Genomic DNA, 15,439 nt, shown 5'->3' with positions numbered 1-15,439 from the left:
GCGCGAACGGTGTGTGGCGACCTGGTCACTTGCATGGTCGGGAGAAAACCGACCGCCCAGTAGCGCCGTTAGTCGTAACTACGTCGAATCGGGACCGATCAGGTCCGATCGGCGGGTCCGTCCTGGCCCAGGTGCTCGTCCCGGTACGCCCGCCAGCGGGCGAGCAGGTCGGGCAGCGCGGAGTGGACGAACTGGAAGAACATCAGCATCTCGGCGATGCGCCCGCCGGCGGGCGTGTCGGACCCCAGCACGCCGATGCCCTCCTTGAGCGGGGCCTCCCAGCGGCGGAACATCTCGTCGCGGCGGAACAACGCCTCGTACCAGACGTCGTCGAACAGCCGGTAGAGATCACGGCGCGTGCCGATCTCACGTTCGCGGGTCACCAGGTTCACCTGGCTGAGGTAACGTATCGCGCCGGAGATCGCGGCCGGTGACACCCGCAACAGCTCGGCCAGCTCCGCGGAGGTCATCCCGCCGGAGTCCGTGCAGAGCAGGGCGACGAACACCCGTGACGGCATCCGGGGCAGGCCGGACTCCGTGAACACCGAGGAGAAGCGCTCGATGAAGCGCAACACCGCCTGATCGTCCCGCTCGCCCACGTGAGTCACCGCCGGATCATCCCTTCAAGTACCGCTGATCGGGTGGCAGTTTATACGCTTCCTTAACTTCACGAGTTTGTGAAAATACTGTAGCTTCCCTGCCATGACTGCTGCGATATCCGTGTCGGGCCTGGTCAAGGCGTTCGGCCCGACGCGAGCACTGGACGGGTTGGACCTGACCGTCCGCGAGGGGGAGGTGCACGGCTTCCTCGGCCCGAACGGGGCGGGCAAGTCCACCACCATCCGGGTCCTGCTGGGTCTGCTGCGCGCCGACGCGGGCTCCGCGTCGCTGCTCGGCGGCGACCCGTGGCGCGACACCGCCGAGCTGCACCGCAGGCTGGCCTACGTGCCGGGGGACGTGAGCCTGTGGCCGAACCTCACCGGCGGCGAGGTGATCGACCTGCTGGGCCGGCTGCGCGGCGGGCTGAACGAGAAGCGCCGCGCCGAGCTGCTGGAGCGCTTCGAGCTGGACCCGCGCAAGAAGGGCCGCACCTACTCCAAGGGCAACCGGCAGAAGGTCGCCCTGGTCGCGGCGCTCGCCTCCGACGTGGAGCTGCTGATCCTGGACGAGCCGACCTCCGGGCTGGACCCGCTGATGGAGGCCGTGTTCCAGGACGCGGTCAACGAGCTGCGCGGCGAGCGGACCGTGCTGCTGTCGAGCCACATCCTGGCCGAGGTCGAGGCGCTGTGCGACCGGGTCAGCATCATCCGCAACGGCCGCACCGTGGAGAGCGGCACGCTGGCCGACCTGCGCCACCTGACCCGCACCAGCGTCGCCGCCGAGCTGGTCGACGCCCCCGAGGGGCTGGCCGACCTGCCCGGGGTGCACGACCTGGTGGTCGAGGGGCGGCGGGTGCGGTTCGAGGTCGACACCGACCACCTGGACACCGCCCTGCGCGCGTTGGTCCGCGGCGGCGTGCGCACGCTGACCAGCCGGCCGCCGACGCTGGAGGAGCTGTTCCTGCGCCACTACGAGGACGTGGCGGAGGGGGCGATGTCGTCGTGACCGGGCTCGGGGCGCTGGTGCGCCTGGCCCTGCGCCGCGACCGGCTGCTGCTGGCCGTGTGGGTGGTGGGCCTGGTCGGCATCACGCTGTCCACCGCGTCGACCGTGGGCGAGCTGTACGGCACGGTCGAGTCCCGGCAGCAGCTCGGTGCGACGGCCGGCAGCAACCCGGCGTTCCTGGCCATGCTCGGCCCGCTGTACGACGCGTCCACGACCGGCGGCGTGGTGGCCTGGCGGTGGGGCGTGTTCGGCGGGCTGCTGGTCGGCCTGATGGCGATGTTCCTGGTCACCCGGCACACCAGGGCGGAGGAGGAGGCCGGACGGCTGGAGCTGATCGGCTCGACCGTCGTCGCCCGGCACGCGCCCCTGGCCGCCGCCGTGGTGGTGGCCCTGCTGGCCGCCGCGGTGATCGGCCTGCTCGTCGCACTCGGGCTGATCGGCCTGGGCGAGCCGGTGGGCGGGTCGTTCGCGCTGGGCCTCGCGTTCGCGTCCGTCGGGTGGGTGTTCACCGGGGTCGGCGCGGTCGCCGCGCAGGTCTCGGAGAGCACCCGCACCGCAAATTCGATCGCGGGCGCCGCGCTCGGCCTCGCCTACCTGCTGCGGGCCGTCGGCGACGCGGCGGGCGACGAGGGGCCGACCTGGTTGACCTGGCTGTCCCCGCTGGGCTGGCTGGAGCTGACCCGGGCGTTCGCGGGCGACCGGTTCTGGGTCCTGCTGCTGCCGGTGGCCCTGCTCGGGGTGCTGCTCGCGGTCGCGTCGGTGCTGGTGACCAGGCGGGACCACGGCGGTGGGCTGCTGCCGGCCCGTCTCGGCCCGGCCCGCGCGCCCGCCTCGCTGGGCAGCGCGTTCGGCCTGGCCTGGCGGTTGCAGCGCGGCACGCTGATCGGCTGGACGCTGAGCCTGTTCGTGCTCGGCGCCGTCTACGGGTCGGTCGCGCGGGGCGTCGAGCAGATGCTGGAGGCCAACCCGGCGCTGGAGCGGATCATCGCGCAGATGGGCGGCACGGGCGCGATCGTGGACGTCTACCTGGCCTCGATCATCGGCATCATCGCCCTGTTCAGCGCCATCTACGTGGTGCAGTCGACGTTGCGGCTGCGCGGCGAGGAGTCCGCGTTCCGGGCCGAGCCGGTGCTGGCCACCCCGGTCAGCCGGTTCGCGTGGGTCGGCAGCCACGTGCTGTTCGCGACCGTCGGCACGGCCGTCGTGCTGGCCGCCGCCGGCGCCGGCGCGGGCCTGGTGCACGGCGCGCGGGTCGGCGACGTCGGCGGCCAGGTCGCGCGGCTGGTCGGCGCGGCGTTGGCGCACGTCCCGGCGGTCTGGGTGGTCGCGGGCCTCGCGTTCGCCCTGTTCGCGCTGGCGCCGAAGCTGTCGTCGGCGAGCTGGGCGGTGATCGTGGTGTTCCTGGTGCTGGGGCAGCTCGGTCCGCTGCTGCGGCTCGACCAGTGGGCGATGGACCTCTCGCCGTTCACCCACATCCCGAAGGTGCCGGGCGCGGAGCTGACCGCGACGCCCCTGGTGTGGCTGACGGTGGTGGCCGCCGCGCTGGTGGCGGTGGGTTTCGCCGGGTTCCGGCGGCGGGACGTCGGCCGGTGATCTGAAAGGGCACTTTCGAAAGGACGCTTTCAGGTCTACCGTCGGGGCCATGGACCTCCCACGGCCCCGACGCGTCGCCGATGCCGACGCGCTGAAGGCGTTGGCGCACCCCCTGCGGGTGTCGTTGCTGAACCACCTGCTGGCCGTCGGCCCCCGCACCGCGAGCGAGTGCGCCGAGGCGGTCGGGTCGACGGCCTCCAACTGCAGCTGGCACCTGCGGCAACTGGCCAAGTCCGGGTTCGTCGAGCGGGCCGACGCGGGCGACGGGCGGGAACGGCCGTGGCGGGCCACCTCCGTCGGCTACGACGTCGGCGCGTTCGCCGACGACCCCGAGGTCCGCACCCCGCAGGACGCGCTGCTCGCGCTGGCCCTGAACGAGGACGACCGGCTCGTCCGGCGGTTCCTGGACCGGCAGCGCGAACTGCCGCGCGAGTGGCTGGACGCGTCCGCGCTGCACGGCTACACGCTCGCCGTGACCGCCGAGGAGCTGAAGGACCTGCTCGGCCGGATCGACGACGTCCTGCGCCCGTACCTGGTCCCGGTGCGGCAGGACGTGCCCGAGGGCGCGCTGCCCACCCACGTCGGCATCAGGGCCTTCCCCCGGTGAGCCGGCCCGGGCCGTTGCGCGGGCCCGCGTTCCGCCGGCTGTGGATCGCGGGGTTCGTCTCCGAGATCGGCGACTGGGTGCTGCTGGTCGCGCTGCCGGTGCACGTGTACCAGCGCACCGGCTCCACGGCCGCCACCGCCACGACGTTCGTGGTGGCCCTGCTGCCGAGCCTCGCGCTGTCCCCGGTGGCCGGGGTGCTGGCCGACCGCTTCGACCGGCGGAAGCTGATGCTGCTGGTCAGCCTCGCCCAGGCGGTCACCCTGCTGCCGCTGCTCACCGGCGACCTCGTGCTGGTCAACGTGGTCACGGCGGTGCAGGCCGGGCTGGCGGCGCTGTTCGAGCCCGCCAAGAACGCCCTGCTGCCGACCCTCGTGCCGCGCGAGCAGGTGCCGGCCGCCAACGGGCTGGTGGCGCTGAACGCCAACCTGGCCCGGCTGGTCGGCGCGTCGCTGGGCGGTCTCTTGCTCGGCTACACCGGGCTGACGGGCGTGGTGCTCGCCGACGTGGCGTCGTTCCTGCTGGCCGCGGCCCTCCTGGCGACGCTGCGCACGAGCGACCAGCGGCGCGGAGCCGGCGCACCCGCGTGGCGCGCCTGGCTGGACGGGCTGCGCGAGCTGCGCGGCCCACTGCGGCCGATGGTCGCCGTGGTCGGCCTCATGGCCACCGGCCAGGGCCTCTTCGTCGTGCTGTTCGTGGTCTTCGTGACCGAACGCCTCGGCGGGGGAGCGGCCGAGGTGGGGCTGCTGCGCGGGGTGCAGGCCGTCGGCGGTCTGCTCGGCGGCCTGCTGATCGGCGTCTTGGCCCGCCGGCTCACCCCCGACCGGCTGCTGGGCGCGTCGCTGCTCGGGTTCGCCGCGATCGCCGCCCTCGGCTGGAACGGACCGCACCTGACCACGGCGCCGGTGTTCTACCTGGCCGTGTTCGCCGTGGTGGGCGTGCCCGGCGTCGTCGCGGGGGCCGGGATGATGTCCGTGCTGCAACTGCACACGTCCGACGACGTGCGCGGCCGGGTCATGGCGACCTTCGGCAGCCTCTACGACGGCGGCCAGGCGCTCGGCATGGTGCTGGCGGGCGCGCTCATGCCCGTGTTCGGCCTGTCCGCCCTGCTCAACGCCCAGGCCGCGCTCTACCTCGCGGCCGGCGTGCTGGCCCCGGCCGTCCTCCGCGACCGAAGAGCAGCGCCGGCGGCGCGGCCGTGACCAGCGCGGCGGGCACCAGGAACGCGCCGACCGGGTCCGCGTGGTATAGCGGCACGATCGCCGCCGGCGACACCGCCCCACCCAGGAACCGCAACGACTGCACCACCGACACCGCCCCACCGCGATTCGCGCCGTCCCCCGACAGCGCCAGGGCGTTCAGCCCGACGATCACCGCCTGACTGCACGCACCCGCCACCGCCCACAACGCCGCCACCGCCACCACCGACGGCAACAGCCCGACACCCGCGAGCAGCACCCCGCCGACCGCCGTGCCGGCCACCGCGCACCACCGCGCCCCGAACCGGTCGATCGACCACCCGGTGAGCCGAGCCGTGCAGATCGCGACCAGACCGAACCCGGTCAACACCAACCCCCGCCCACCCGCACCCATCCCGAACGCGTCACCCAGCCGCAACGCCACCAGGAACGACAACCCGCCCAGACAACCCCAGGCCACGAACCCGGTCGCGGCCAACCGCACCGTCCGCCCCCGCCACGCGCTGCGCAACCGCGGCCGCTCACCCCCGCGCGGCGGGTCCGCGGGCAACCCGGCCACCGCCAACCCCGCCGCCACCACCGCCGCCCCGACGAACGCCCACCGCCACGACACCTCCGCCGCCAACCCGCTCAACAACGGCGCCGACGTCTGCCCCGCCGCCTGCATGGACGCGAAGACCCCCAACGCCCGCCCGAGCCGCTCCTTCGGCACCACCGCCGCGATCGTCGCCAACAACAGGGGAGTGGTGAACGCGTTCGCCGCCCCCTGCACCGCCCGCCCACCCATGAGCACGGGAAACGACCACGACACCGCGCACAGCACCGACGCCACCACGTACACCGCGTACGCCACCCGAACCGTGCGACGGGCTCCCCACCCCTCCCCCCACGTACCGGAGAACAACATCAACAACGCGAACGGCACGAGGTACCCGCTCACCGTCGCCGCCGCCGTGCCACCGGAAACCCCGAAGTCCCCACCGACCTCGGGCAACACCGAAGCCGTCATGGCCCCACCGAAAGGCCCGAGGAACCCACCCGCGTACAACGCCGCCACCCGAACACGGCCCCGGACCTCACCCACGGACCCGGACCCTAACCGCCCACCACCATGACAACCGTTGCCAAGCCCCCCGTGCAAGGGCTCTTCTTCCCCGAAGGAGGGGGCCGTGTCATCCCGCCGACCTGGCCCTGCCCAACCACACGTGTCAAGGGGGCACTCCCGGCCCTACCGCACCCGAGGCTGGAACGGCCCCCTTGACAGGTTGGACGTGGAATTGCAGTTGGCGCGGTACTCGCGTCCGCACGCGGTTCCCACCCCCGGTTCCGCTCAAGACGGAAGCGTCGGCGCGGCGGGTGGTGTTGGATCGCGACACGGCCGTTCTGTTGGCCGGCCTGATTGGGAACCGGCCGAAGACGGCCCGGTGTTCGCCAACCCGATTACCGGCGGGTGGTGGTCCCGCCAGCAGGTGAGCAAGGCTTTTGCTCGCGCCCGGGATCACGCGACGGCGGCCGGGATGGTCAAGCGGTCCCGGATTCACGAGCTGCGCCACACCCACGCCGCGTGGCTGCTCACCGACGGGGTTCCGCTGCCGGCGGTGTCGTGCCCGTGAACCTGGTGACGTACCGGCCGGGGTCGGCACTACTTGGCGGGCCCGGCGGGGTCCGCTAGTTCCAACTGGGTTGCCACTCGATCCCGGTTGGCCGTGCGCCCCCGGTGTTCATGTACTCGTGCGCGGCGCGGCGTGCTTCGGTCAGCGGGATTTCGGCGTTTGCCGGGAATTCGGTGTCTGAGCCGGTGAAGTAGTACAGGGGTGGTTGCTCGGCGGTGTCGGGTCCCTTGCTGATACAGGCGTCGGGAGCGTCGGGCCCGGAGTAGTAGAGGACTCCACGGCCGGTGCGGGCGTCCAACCCGACGTCAAGGATCGCGTGGCCGGGATCGCCGTGGATGAGCAGTTGGATCGTGATGGGTGCGTTCCAGCCCACGACGGTGTCGAACACGGCGTCCAACTCGGCCGGGGTGTGGACGACGGTGGGCCCGGTGGCTTTCCTGTCGTACCAAGCTTCTAGCGCCACCACGGGCGGGCACCTCCTGTGTATCGCTTGCTGATGGGTTCGCCTTGTTCGGTCGTGCCGTACACGGTGAGCGTCGATCCTTCCGGGAGCAGGATCGGCACGAGGGTGTCACACCCGAACGGGCCGACGCACGGCTCATTGTTGATTACGACCGTGGCGTGTCGGATTCCCTCCCGGCTCATGCGCGTGGCAAGTTTGATTTCCACATCCCCGGTCTTGGCGGATTTTCGCGGCATCCCCATGTCACGTAGTCGGGCATCGGCCGCGTCGGCATCGTCGTCCCGGCCGCTGACAATCGGTTGGGCCGTGCCGTCCGGGCCGATCCAGTAACCGCGCGTCTTCTGCCCGGCTCCGGGCACTACGGGCGGGGGTAGTTCGCGGCGTAGTTCCCCGACCCGTTCGGGTGGGACCGCGGGCCCTTCGGGTTCGGCCCGGTTGGTCGGTGGTGGTGGTGTGGACGGCTGTTGTTCGGGCGGCCGTTGCGGTGGCTGTGCCGGCCGTGGAGCGTCCGGGGCCGGTGGCACGGTGTCCGCACCCGTGAGCGCGGTCAACGCGGCCTGTGCGCGGTCCATGCCCGCCCCGAGGATCTTCCACAGGTCACTCACCCCGTTGATCACCTGTTGGAAGCCGGCCAGCGCCTGTTCGGTGGCCGACTCCAGCCCGACGGCCCCGCGCAGGTGTGCCGCCAACAGGTCGTGCGCCTCTTCAGCCAAGTCCTGAGCCCGTCCGACTGCGTCGCGGCACTGTGACGCCTTATCGCACGCCTGGGACAGGCTCTGAGCCACTTCCCCGATCGAGGCCACCCGGTCCCCTCTCCCCGCGCGCCAGCGTGGCAGAGGGGTCCGACAGTGACCGTGTCGCCACACTCCGTGTCCGACCCGCCAGAGTGGGGGAACGTGGGCAAGCCGCGGCATCGCCCAGTTGCTCGCTCGCGCTGGCCGGGGCGAGGTGAGCACGCCACTTGCCCACGTCGCGTACCACCTTGGACACGTCGGCGGGATGACACGGACACCGGCCCCACCATCCGACCGCAGTCAACGACGATGGCCCGTCATCCTGCCGATCTGCCCGTCCGGCGAGGACTCTTCTTGCTTTTCGGGTCACATCCCGGTCGGCCCACGCCCGGGCCCACGCCCCCGCCGCCGCAGGTACCGCTCGAACTCGGCCGCGATCGCGTCACCACTGGCCTCGGTGATCTGCAACTCCGCGTCCCCGCGCTCCTCCAACGCCCGCACGTAGTTGCGCACGTCCTCGTCCTCGTCGGCCATCTCGCTGACCGTGCGCTCCCACTCCTCCGCCTGCTCGGGCAGCGCGCCGAGCGGCACCTCGACGTCCAGCACCTCCTCCACCCGGTGCAGCAGCGCCAACGTCGCCTTCGGCGAGGGCGGCTGGGACACGTAGTGGGGCACGGCCGCCCAGAAGGAGATCGCGGGCACGCCCGCCTGCACGCACAGGTCCTGGAACACGCCCACGATCCCGGTCGGCCCCTCGTACCGGGACCGCTCCAACCCGTACTTGGCGGCCGCCGCCTCGTCGTAGGCGGTGCCCGTCACGGGCACGGGACGGGTGTGCGGGGTGTCCATCAGCAGCGCGCCCAGCGTGACCACCGTCGTCACGCCCAGCCGTTCGATGTGCCCGAGCAGCTCGCCGGCGAACTTCCGCCAGCGCATGTTCGGCTCGATCCCGTGCACCAGCACCACGTCGGTGGAGGAGCCGGGTGGACGGCACACCGACAACCGCGTCGTCGGGAATTCCACCCGTCGGGTGACACCGTCCACCATCCGGACTGTGGGTCGAGTCACCTGGAAGTCGTAGTAGTCGTCCGGATCGACCTCCGCCAACGGCCTCGCGTCCCACGTGAGTTGCAGGTGTTCGATCGCCGTGCTGGCGGCGTCGCCTGCATCGTTCCACCCCTCGAACGCGCACACCATGATCGGGTTGGTGAGCGGTTCGCTGGGGTCGTAGGGGGTCTGGTCGGCCTGGTCCGGATCGGTCACGGCGCCAGACTACGACCACCGGCGCACACCCGACGCCGTAGGCTTGGCGCATGTCGGATCGTGTCACGCCCCCGTTCCGGGGCGCGCTCGCCGACCACCTCCTCGTCGCGGGGGCCGTGACGGGCGTGACGCCGAGGTCCGCCCGCCGTCCGTCGGACGACTTCGCAGCTCACCGGGACCGCGACGGGATCGCGACCGGAGCCCGGCCGGACGTCGCCGGTGCCCTCGCGCCCGGAGCGGAGCCCTCCGGACGGGCCGGGCGCGGCGTCGAGGAGCGGATCTTGGAACTGTCACGTCGGGGTGCCGAACTCACCCGTTCGCGGCACACCACCCCTGAGGCACCGAACGGCGAAAGGCGCACATGACGGTCGAGGCTGTGCTCTGGGACATGGACGGCACGCTGCTGGACTCGGAGAAGCTGTGGGACATCCCGCTCTACGAGTTCGTGGAGAAGTTGGGCGGCACGCTGTCGTTGGAGACCAGGCAGGCGATGGTCGGGTCGAGCGTGCCGCGCACGATGGCGATGCTGTTCGCCGAGGTCGGCGAGCCGAACCCGACGCCGGAGGACGTGGCCGACGGCGCGGCGTGGATCATGCGCCGCACCGAGGAGGTGTTCCGCGCCGGGCTGCCGTGGCGGCCGGGCGCGCAGGAGGCGTTGCGCGCGGTCCGTGACTCGGGGGTGCCGATGGCCCTGGTCACCTCGACCGAGCGCCAGTTGACCGAGGTCGCGCTGGACACCATCGGGCGGGACCTGTTCGACGTCACCGTGTGCGGCGACGAGGTGGACCGCCGCAACAAGCCGCTGCCCGACCCGTACCTGAAGGCCGCGCGCCTGCTCGGCGCGAACCCGACGCGCTGCGTCGCGATCGAGGACTCGCCGACCGGCGTGGCCTCCGCCGCGGCCGCCGGGTGCACGGTCCTGGTGGTGCCGTGCGACGTGCCGGTGGAGCCGGGCGAGCGCCGCGTGTTCCGCGACTCCCTGGTGGGCGTCACCCTCGCGACGCTCGCCCCGCTCCTGAACGGCTGAGACCCCGGCCCGACCGCAGCCGACCCGGCCACAACCGGCCCGACCGCAGCCAGACCGATACAGCCGGACCGACCGCCGCTAGACCGCCGACACCGGCCGAACCCGCCGCACGGCCGGGTCGACCAGCAGGCCGAACACCACCCCGAGACCCAGCCACAACGTGGCCGTCTCGGCGAGCGACGCGAGCCGGAACTCCCACAGCACGGCACCCGGCACGTCGGCCGGCACCGCGTCCGGCGTGCCCGGGAACGCCACCAGCAGCACGACCACGGCCGCGACCACCGCCAACGCCACCACCGTGCCGCGAACCGGCGGGCTCAACCGGTGAAGCCGCGACGCGAGCCGGCTCGCCCCGGCCGCGACCAGCAGCCCGGCCGCGATCAACCCCAGGTAGAGCACGGTGCGGTACTCCACCGTGTCGGCGTCGCCGACACCGGGCGGGTTGGCCGGGTACTTCACCGCGGGCAGCACCGCGGCCGCGCCGAACGCCGCCGCGGACAGCGTCACCGCCCGCACGAACGGCGTCCGGCCCGCGAACCACCGCCGCGACCCCGCGTACGCCGTGGCGAACAACGCCCCGACCGCGACGCCGACGAGCACCGCGGCCAGCACGCCGCCGACGACCTGCGTGCCCCGGCTGAACACCTCGCCGTGCCCGTGCCCGCCCGACGCCGCGGGCCGCGCCTCCTCGACGGCCAGCGCCGCCCGGATCGGCGCCTCGACCACGAGCACGCCGACCAGGCCCGCGAGCAGCCCGGACACCGCGCCCGCGCCCACACCGCGGGCCAACAACCCCTGGTAGGTGGGTGTCCTCACGCCGGCGCCTAGTGGCACGGGACGCCGAGCGCGTGCCGGCCGTCGTGGAAGAACTCGTGCACGGTCTCGGCGGCGTGGCCGAGCGCGATGCCGTTCTCCTGCAGCACCAGCCAGGTCACGGCCAGCGCGACCAGCGCGACGGCGTAGGCCCATTTGGGGACCGGTGGGGAGAGGGGGTGCGCGGGGCTCGTCATGACGGCCTCCTCCATACCTCGTGGAAGGTCAACAACAACTCGTGCCGCAGCCGGTCTCCTGACTCCCGGATCGACGCCGTCCCCGCGTCTTCCCAGCCGCTGCGCGCGGCCAGTGACGTGCTCGGCGGGTTGGCTCCCCGGTCACAGTGGCGAGGACCGCGCCGGATTCCCACCGGCTTCCCGTCCACTGCGGCGCCCGAACGGTAGAGGCCGATCACCGGCGGGCACAACCGACCAGACGAGTTGTCGTGCGCGTCATCCCCGCCGCGGCGGCAACGGGCAGTCGCCGCACGTGCCGCCGCCGTCGAGCCGGTAGTACAGGCAGCAGCTCCGCCGCCGGAACGCGATCTCGCCGGGGAACGGGATGAAGTCGCCGGTGCCCTTGAGCGGCGGTTCGGCGAACAGCTCGTCGGCCAACGCCGCGCAGTCGACGCCGCCGCGGTGCACCGTGCGCAACGCGCCCGCCGCGGACGACCCCGCGTTGCCCCACAGCAGACCGCGGGCCACCCGGGTGGTCGTGTGCAGCGCCTCCACCACGGGCTCCAGCGACTCGGCGAGGCCGACGCCGGGCAGCGGGTCCTTCAGCCGGACCTGGAGCCCGTCCGGGCCGTAACGCCACCACAGGTTCGCGGGTCGGACGTCCGGCGCGACACCGCCGACCGCGCGGGCGGCCACGACCGGGCTGAGCAGCCGCGCCGTGTAGCCGAGGAAGAACAGCGACCCGGCGACCCGCCGCTCCCCGGTGCGGTAGCGGGCGGCGATCCGGTCGAGGGCGTCGGGCAGGGCGGGGCCGCGGTCCGCCAGCGCCTCGCCGTCGTGCCAGCCGTCGTCGGGCCGGCCGACGTCGAGGGCGAAGAACGGGCTGAGGCCGCGGACCTGCCGCAGGGTGGCCAGGACTCGGGCGAACTCGGACACGCGCCCCAGTCTGCCGCCACCGCGCCACCTGCGTCCGCAAGCCCCCGTCCGCCGCTGGTCCGCCGCCCTCGTCCGTCAGGGGATGTAGAACGTCATCAGGTCGCCCCGCACCGGCGGGAACAGCGCGTGCATCAGCTCGGCGTTCGGCCCCGGGTACACGTCCGGCTCCCGCGCCGTCAGGCCGCGCAGACCGTGCGGACCGAACAGCAGCGACGCCAACCGGTCCGGCGCCACCCCCGCGCCGCCCGCCGCGCCCGGCGCCTGCATCCGACCGCCCGGCACGACCGGCCCGACCTCGCCCGCCCGGAACGGCAGCCGCACGTGCGAGCCGTAGAACGAGACGATCGCCTCACCCTCCCGGTCCGCGAAACCGCTGTTCGCCAACCGCCGCCCGAACACCGGCCGCAGGTGCTCCAGCAACGCGACCGGGTCACCGATCCGCACGTAGTACGAGTTGGCCTCCTCCGGCGGCGGCCCGAGGAACGGCGCCAGCGCCGCGCCCGCCACCGACCACGGCCGGTCGGTCATCTCGGTGGCCCCCGTCGCGGCGAGCAGCGCGTGCGCCGCCGCCTCGTCCACGGCGGCCACCTCGCACAGCCGCACGCCCTCCTCCGGCGGCGTGGTGCGGCCGGTCGCGACCGGCACGCCGTCCCGCTCCACCAGCCACTGCGCGCTGCCGTCGCGGGCCACCAGCCACCGCCACAGCGCGGGGGAGTGCGGCATCCGCAGGTCGGCCCGCGCCTGCTCGGCGTCCTGGAGGCGCGCCATCGCCGGGATGTCGGCCACGGTCGCCTCGCGCACCACGTGCCCGCCGACGTCGGGGCGTCGCACGACCGGCCGGGTGGCCGGGATCGGGATGGCGTAGGTGTAGCCCAACCGCCGGTAGAAGTAGGGGATGCCGAGCATCACGTGCACCAGGTGACCGCGCGCGGCCGAGCGCTCGTGCGCCCACGCCATCAGCGCCCGCACCAGCCCCCGGCCCTCGTAGTCGCGGTGGGTGGCGACCAGCTCGACCTGCCCCGCCGGGATCTCCACGCCGTCGAGCACCAGCGTCTCGTCCAGCAGGGTCGCGGTCGAGACGACCTCGTCGCCGTCCACCACGACCGCGCACGCGTCCCAGCCCGCGTCCGGGTCCTCGACCACCAGGCGGTGGTCCACGGCGTCGGCCGGCTCGCCGCGCTCGGCCAGCAGCGCGCCGATCCGGTCGAGGTCTTCGGGGCGCGCGGTCCGCAGCACCAGCCCATCGGTCACCACGCCAGTGTCGTCAGGCGACCGGAGACCGCGCCATCGGTTTTTCGGTGGCGTCGGCGGCCACGCCACCGCACAATCCGCGCATGCCCTGGCTCCCCGCTGACTTCGCCCACCCGACCCGCGTGCCGCTCGACGCCGAGCACCACCTGCGGCCCATCCGCGAGTCCGATGTGGACATCGACTACCCGGCCGTGATGGGCTCGCGGGAGCGGCTGTGGTCGCGGTACGGCGAGAAGTGGGGCTGGCCGCCCGCCGACATGACCCACGAGCAGGACCGGGTGGACCTCGCCCGCCACGAACGCGAGCAGGACGCGCACGAGTCGTTCAACTACGCCCTGTTCGACGCCGCCGAGACCGCGCTGCTCGGCTGCGTCTACATCGACCCCGTGGCCGAGCACGAGCCCGCCGACGCGCGGATCTCCTGGTGGGTCGTGGACGGGCACGTGGGCACCGACCTGGAACGCGCGCTCGACGCGTTCGTGCCGAAGTGGATCGCCGAGGTGTGGCCCTTCACCAGTCCCGAGTACGGGATCTAGAGTCCGTGTGGTGACCTCGTCGGCCAAGTGGACCATCGTCGCCGTCTGCCTCACCGTCCTCGCCGTGCTGGTGCCGTGGTCGCACTACGGCGGCATCGACGTCGAGCTGCCCCGCCTGCCGCTCTGGTGGGCCTACGTGGGCGCGGCGTCGGCGATGCACGCGACCGCGATGGCGCCGCCGCGTGCCGCGCTGCCGGTGGCGGCGGCGTTCGCCGTGGTCGCGCTGGTGGCGGCGGTGGTCGTCGCGACCGGCTACGACGCCTCGTCCCACATCTTCGACCACGTCATCCCAGCCGTCCGGCCGCGTCCCGGGCTGGGCGCGGTGTTCGCCGTGGCGTCGGTGGCCGCGCAGGCGGCCGGGCTGCGCGCCCGTGCCCGCGCGGCGCGGTCCGTCCCGGCCTGACCGGGGTCCTGGCTGCCTGCGGCCGTTCGGGGGATGGGAGGATCAGACCCCGTGAAGACCTTCGACGAGCTGTTCGCCGAGCTGAGCGAACGCGCACGCACCCGCCCTGAGGGCTCCGCCACCGCCGCGGCTCTGGAGGCCGGGGTGCATGCGCAGGGCAAGAAGGTGCTGGAGGAGGCCGGCGAGGTCTGGATCGCCGCGGAGCACGAGTCCGACGAACGCCTGGCCGAAGAGGTCTCCCAACTGCTGTACCGCGTGCAGGTGCTGATGCTTGGCCGCGGCCTGACCCTCGAAGACGTCTACAAGCACCTGTGATCCTGGAAGTCGCCGCGCTCGACGTCCGCCCCGGGCTGGAGGCGGACTTCGAGCGGGCGTTCGCCGAGGCGCGCGGGCTCGTGGCGCGCTCGCCCGGGTTCGTCTCGCTCGACCTGCGGCGCTCGGTCGAACGACCGTCCCGGTACCTGCTGCTGGTGGGGTGGGAACGGCTGGAGGACCACACGGTCGGCTTCCGGCAGGGACCGCTGTACCCGCGCTGGAAGGCGTTGCTGCACCACTTCTACGACCCGTTCCCGACCGTCGAGCACTACCGCGAGCCCTGACCGCCCAGCAGCGCGACCACCTGGTCGTCGGTGACCTGGTCGAACCGCTCGTAGAACCGGCCGACCGCGCGGAAGTCGGCCCGCGCGTGCGGGCACACGACCAGGTCGGCGTCCTCGGCCAGGGCGCGCACCGCGTCCGCCGCGCCCACCGGCACCGCCAGCACCAGGCGGCCGGGCCGCTGCCCGCGGGCTTCCCGCAGGGCGGCGCGGGCGGTGACGCCGGTGGCCAGCCCGTCGTCCACCACCAGCACGTCCCGGCCCTCCAGCCGCACCGGCCCGTCGCGGTACCGCGCGAGCCGCCGCCGGGCCTCCTGCCGTTCGGCCGCGCACGTCTCGGCCAGGTCGTCGGCGGTGAGGCGGAGCAGGCGCAGCGCGTCCTCGTCGAAGATCGGCGCGCCGTCGGCGGTGACCGCGCCGACGCCGTACTCGGGGTGGCCGGGCGCGCCGATCTTGCGGGCCACGGCCACGCCCAGCTCGCCGCCCAGCGCCGAGGCCACCTCGACCGCCACCGGCACACCGCCGCGGGCCAGGCCGAGCACCAGGGGGTCGGTCCACGTCCGGTCGGCCAGCGCGCGGGCGAGCACCCGGCCGGCGTCGGAGCGGTCCGCGAACCTCACACCCCCAT

Annotated in this window: 20 protein-coding genes, 1 pseudogene and 1 riboswitch; of the genes and pseudogenes, 11 read left to right on the top strand and 10 right to left on the bottom strand. The window is 73.4% G+C overall.

Going from position 1 to position 15,439, the window contains the following annotated elements:
* Positions 1–98: 98 nt before the first annotated feature.
* Positions 99–608, bottom strand: coding sequence for a GbsR/MarR family transcriptional regulator (locus ACWEFJ_RS08665; protein ID WP_449713334.1), 510 nt, complete (start codon positions 606–608; stop codon positions 99–101).
* A gap of 94 nt (positions 609–702) precedes the next feature.
* On the opposite strand from ACWEFJ_RS08665, the pseudogene ACWEFJ_RS08660 reads away from it, so the two are divergent.
* From ACWEFJ_RS08660 to ACWEFJ_RS08640, 5 genes and pseudogenes are all read left to right on the top strand, one after another.
* Positions 703–1,263, top strand: a pseudogene (locus ACWEFJ_RS08660) (ABC transporter ATP-binding protein); the annotation flags it as partial.
* Complete coding sequence (locus ACWEFJ_RS08655; protein ID WP_449713378.1) at positions 1,246–1,605, top strand: ATP-binding protein DrrA1-3 family domain-containing protein; 360 nt, start codon at positions 1,246–1,248, stop codon at positions 1,603–1,605. The pseudogene ACWEFJ_RS08660 and the gene ACWEFJ_RS08655, both read left to right, overlap by 18 nt.
* Positions 1,602–3,197 carry an ABC transporter permease gene (locus tag ACWEFJ_RS08650; protein ID WP_449713333.1) on the top strand — a complete coding sequence of 532 codons (1,596 nt, stop codon included), beginning with the start codon at positions 1,602–1,604 and terminating at the stop codon, positions 3,195–3,197. The genes ACWEFJ_RS08655 and ACWEFJ_RS08650 overlap by 4 nt, the downstream gene beginning before the upstream one ends.
* A 49-nt stretch (positions 3,198–3,246) precedes the next feature.
* Positions 3,247–3,804, top strand: a complete 558-nt coding sequence (locus ACWEFJ_RS08645; RefSeq protein ID WP_449713332.1) for a helix-turn-helix domain-containing protein — start codon at positions 3,247–3,249, stop codon at positions 3,802–3,804.
* Positions 3,801–5,003, top strand: coding sequence for an MFS transporter (locus ACWEFJ_RS08640; protein WP_449713331.1), 1,203 nt, complete (start codon positions 3,801–3,803; stop codon positions 5,001–5,003). The genes ACWEFJ_RS08645 and ACWEFJ_RS08640 overlap by 4 nt, the downstream gene beginning before the upstream one ends.
* Here ACWEFJ_RS08640 and ACWEFJ_RS08635 read toward each other — a convergent pair.
* On the bottom strand, positions 4,912–6,057 hold the full coding sequence (locus ACWEFJ_RS08635) for an MFS transporter (RefSeq protein ID WP_449713377.1): 1,146 nt from the start codon (positions 6,055–6,057) through the stop codon (positions 4,912–4,914). The two genes, ACWEFJ_RS08640 and ACWEFJ_RS08635, sit on opposite strands and share 92 nt — an antisense overlap.
* A gap of 214 nt (positions 6,058–6,271) precedes the next feature.
* On the opposite strand from ACWEFJ_RS08635, the gene ACWEFJ_RS08630 reads away from it, so the two are divergent.
* On the top strand, positions 6,272–6,613 hold the full coding sequence (locus ACWEFJ_RS08630; RefSeq protein WP_449713330.1) for a tyrosine-type recombinase/integrase: 342 nt from the start codon (positions 6,272–6,274) through the stop codon (positions 6,611–6,613).
* A 55-nt stretch (positions 6,614–6,668) separates the two neighbouring features.
* Here ACWEFJ_RS08630 and ACWEFJ_RS08625 read toward each other — a convergent pair whose 3' ends face one another.
* From ACWEFJ_RS08625 to ACWEFJ_RS08615, 3 genes are all read right to left on the bottom strand, one after another.
* Complete coding sequence (locus ACWEFJ_RS08625; RefSeq protein ID WP_449713329.1) at positions 6,669–7,079, bottom strand: Imm1 family immunity protein; 411 nt, start codon at positions 7,077–7,079, stop codon at positions 6,669–6,671.
* Entirely contained in the window at positions 7,067–7,789 is a 723-nt protein-coding gene (locus ACWEFJ_RS08620; protein WP_449713328.1) for a DddA-like double-stranded DNA deaminase toxin, read from the bottom strand. The genes ACWEFJ_RS08625 and ACWEFJ_RS08620 overlap by 13 nt, the downstream gene beginning before the upstream one ends.
* A gap of 387 nt (positions 7,790–8,176) precedes the next feature.
* Positions 8,177–9,073 (bottom strand): PAC2 family protein, encoded by an 897-nt coding sequence (locus tag ACWEFJ_RS08615; protein WP_378085760.1) that lies wholly within the window; start codon positions 9,071–9,073, stop codon positions 8,177–8,179.
* 361 nt (positions 9,074–9,434) lie between these two features.
* Here ACWEFJ_RS08615 and ACWEFJ_RS08610 point away from each other — a divergent pair, with 361 nt between their 5' ends.
* A complete protein-coding gene (locus ACWEFJ_RS08610; protein WP_378085762.1) occupies positions 9,435–10,100 on the top strand; it encodes an HAD family hydrolase in 666 nt (221 codons plus the stop codon).
* 78 nt (positions 10,101–10,178) lie between these two features.
* Here the strand turns inward: ACWEFJ_RS08610 and ACWEFJ_RS08605 are convergent, their stop codons facing one another.
* From ACWEFJ_RS08605 to ACWEFJ_RS08590, 4 genes are all read right to left on the bottom strand, one after another.
* Entirely contained in the window at positions 10,179–10,916 is a 738-nt protein-coding gene (locus tag ACWEFJ_RS08605) for a CbtA family protein (protein WP_378085764.1), read from the bottom strand.
* Between the two features lie 8 nt (positions 10,917–10,924).
* Positions 10,925–11,110, bottom strand: coding sequence for a CbtB-domain containing protein (locus ACWEFJ_RS08600; protein ID WP_378085766.1), 186 nt, complete (start codon positions 11,108–11,110; stop codon positions 10,925–10,927).
* A gap of 31 nt (positions 11,111–11,141) precedes the next feature.
* A riboswitch (cobalamin riboswitch) is annotated at positions 11,142–11,317 on the bottom strand.
* Between the two features lie 48 nt (positions 11,318–11,365).
* Positions 11,366–12,025, bottom strand: a complete 660-nt coding sequence (locus ACWEFJ_RS08595; RefSeq protein ID WP_449713327.1) for a (2Fe-2S)-binding protein — start codon at positions 12,023–12,025, stop codon at positions 11,366–11,368.
* 75 nt (positions 12,026–12,100) lie between these two features.
* A complete protein-coding gene (locus ACWEFJ_RS08590; RefSeq protein WP_449713326.1) occupies positions 12,101–13,276 on the bottom strand; it encodes a GNAT family N-acetyltransferase in 1,176 nt (391 codons plus the stop codon).
* 83 nt (positions 13,277–13,359) lie between these two features.
* Between ACWEFJ_RS08590 and ACWEFJ_RS08585 the strand changes: the two genes are divergently transcribed.
* The 4 genes from ACWEFJ_RS08585 to ACWEFJ_RS08570 are packed head-to-tail and all read left to right on the top strand — an operon-like array spanning position 13,360 to position 14,814.
* Positions 13,360–13,812 (top strand): N-acetyltransferase, encoded by a 453-nt coding sequence (locus ACWEFJ_RS08585; RefSeq protein ID WP_378085772.1) that lies wholly within the window; start codon positions 13,360–13,362, stop codon positions 13,810–13,812.
* A 10-nt stretch (positions 13,813–13,822) separates the two neighbouring features.
* A complete protein-coding gene (locus tag ACWEFJ_RS08580) occupies positions 13,823–14,215 on the top strand; it encodes a hypothetical protein (protein ID WP_449713325.1) in 393 nt (130 codons plus the stop codon).
* 51 nt (positions 14,216–14,266) lie between these two features.
* Positions 14,267–14,530, top strand: a complete 264-nt coding sequence (locus ACWEFJ_RS08575; RefSeq protein WP_033434999.1) for a phosphoribosyl-ATP diphosphatase — start codon at positions 14,267–14,269, stop codon at positions 14,528–14,530.
* Complete coding sequence (locus ACWEFJ_RS08570) at positions 14,527–14,814, top strand: antibiotic biosynthesis monooxygenase family protein (protein WP_378085776.1); 288 nt, start codon at positions 14,527–14,529, stop codon at positions 14,812–14,814. The genes ACWEFJ_RS08575 and ACWEFJ_RS08570 overlap by 4 nt, the downstream gene beginning before the upstream one ends.
* On the opposite strand, the gene ACWEFJ_RS08565 is transcribed toward ACWEFJ_RS08570, so the two are convergent.
* The gene (locus tag ACWEFJ_RS08565; protein WP_449713324.1) at positions 14,799–15,431 is read right to left on the bottom strand and encodes a phosphoribosyltransferase; all 633 of its coding nucleotides are present in this window, start codon (positions 15,429–15,431) and stop codon (positions 14,799–14,801) included. The two genes, ACWEFJ_RS08570 and ACWEFJ_RS08565, sit on opposite strands and share 16 nt — an antisense overlap.
* Between the last annotated feature and the right edge of the window lie 8 nt (positions 15,432–15,439).

Source organism: Actinosynnema sp. NPDC004786 (assembly GCF_053601135.1).
Note: the sequence above shows the minus strand (reverse complement) of the source record. Positions and strands in the feature narration are given on the sequence as shown.

What these genes read in the sequence shown, in the direction of transcription:
- ACWEFJ_RS08645 (WP_449713332.1), top strand. Translation starts at nt 3,247, where the DNA reads ATGGACCTCCCACGGCCCCGACGCGTCGCCGATGCCGACGCGCTGAAG.
- ACWEFJ_RS08610 (WP_378085762.1), top strand. Translation starts at nt 9,435, where the DNA reads ATGACGGTCGAGGCTGTGCTCTGGGACATGGACGGCACGCTGCTGGAC.
- ACWEFJ_RS08600 (WP_378085766.1), bottom strand. Translation starts at nt 11,110, where the DNA reads ATGACGAGCCCCGCGCACCCCCTCTCCCCACCGGTCCCCAAATGGGCC.
- ACWEFJ_RS08585 (WP_378085772.1), top strand. Translation starts at nt 13,360, where the DNA reads ATGCCCTGGCTCCCCGCTGACTTCGCCCACCCGACCCGCGTGCCGCTC.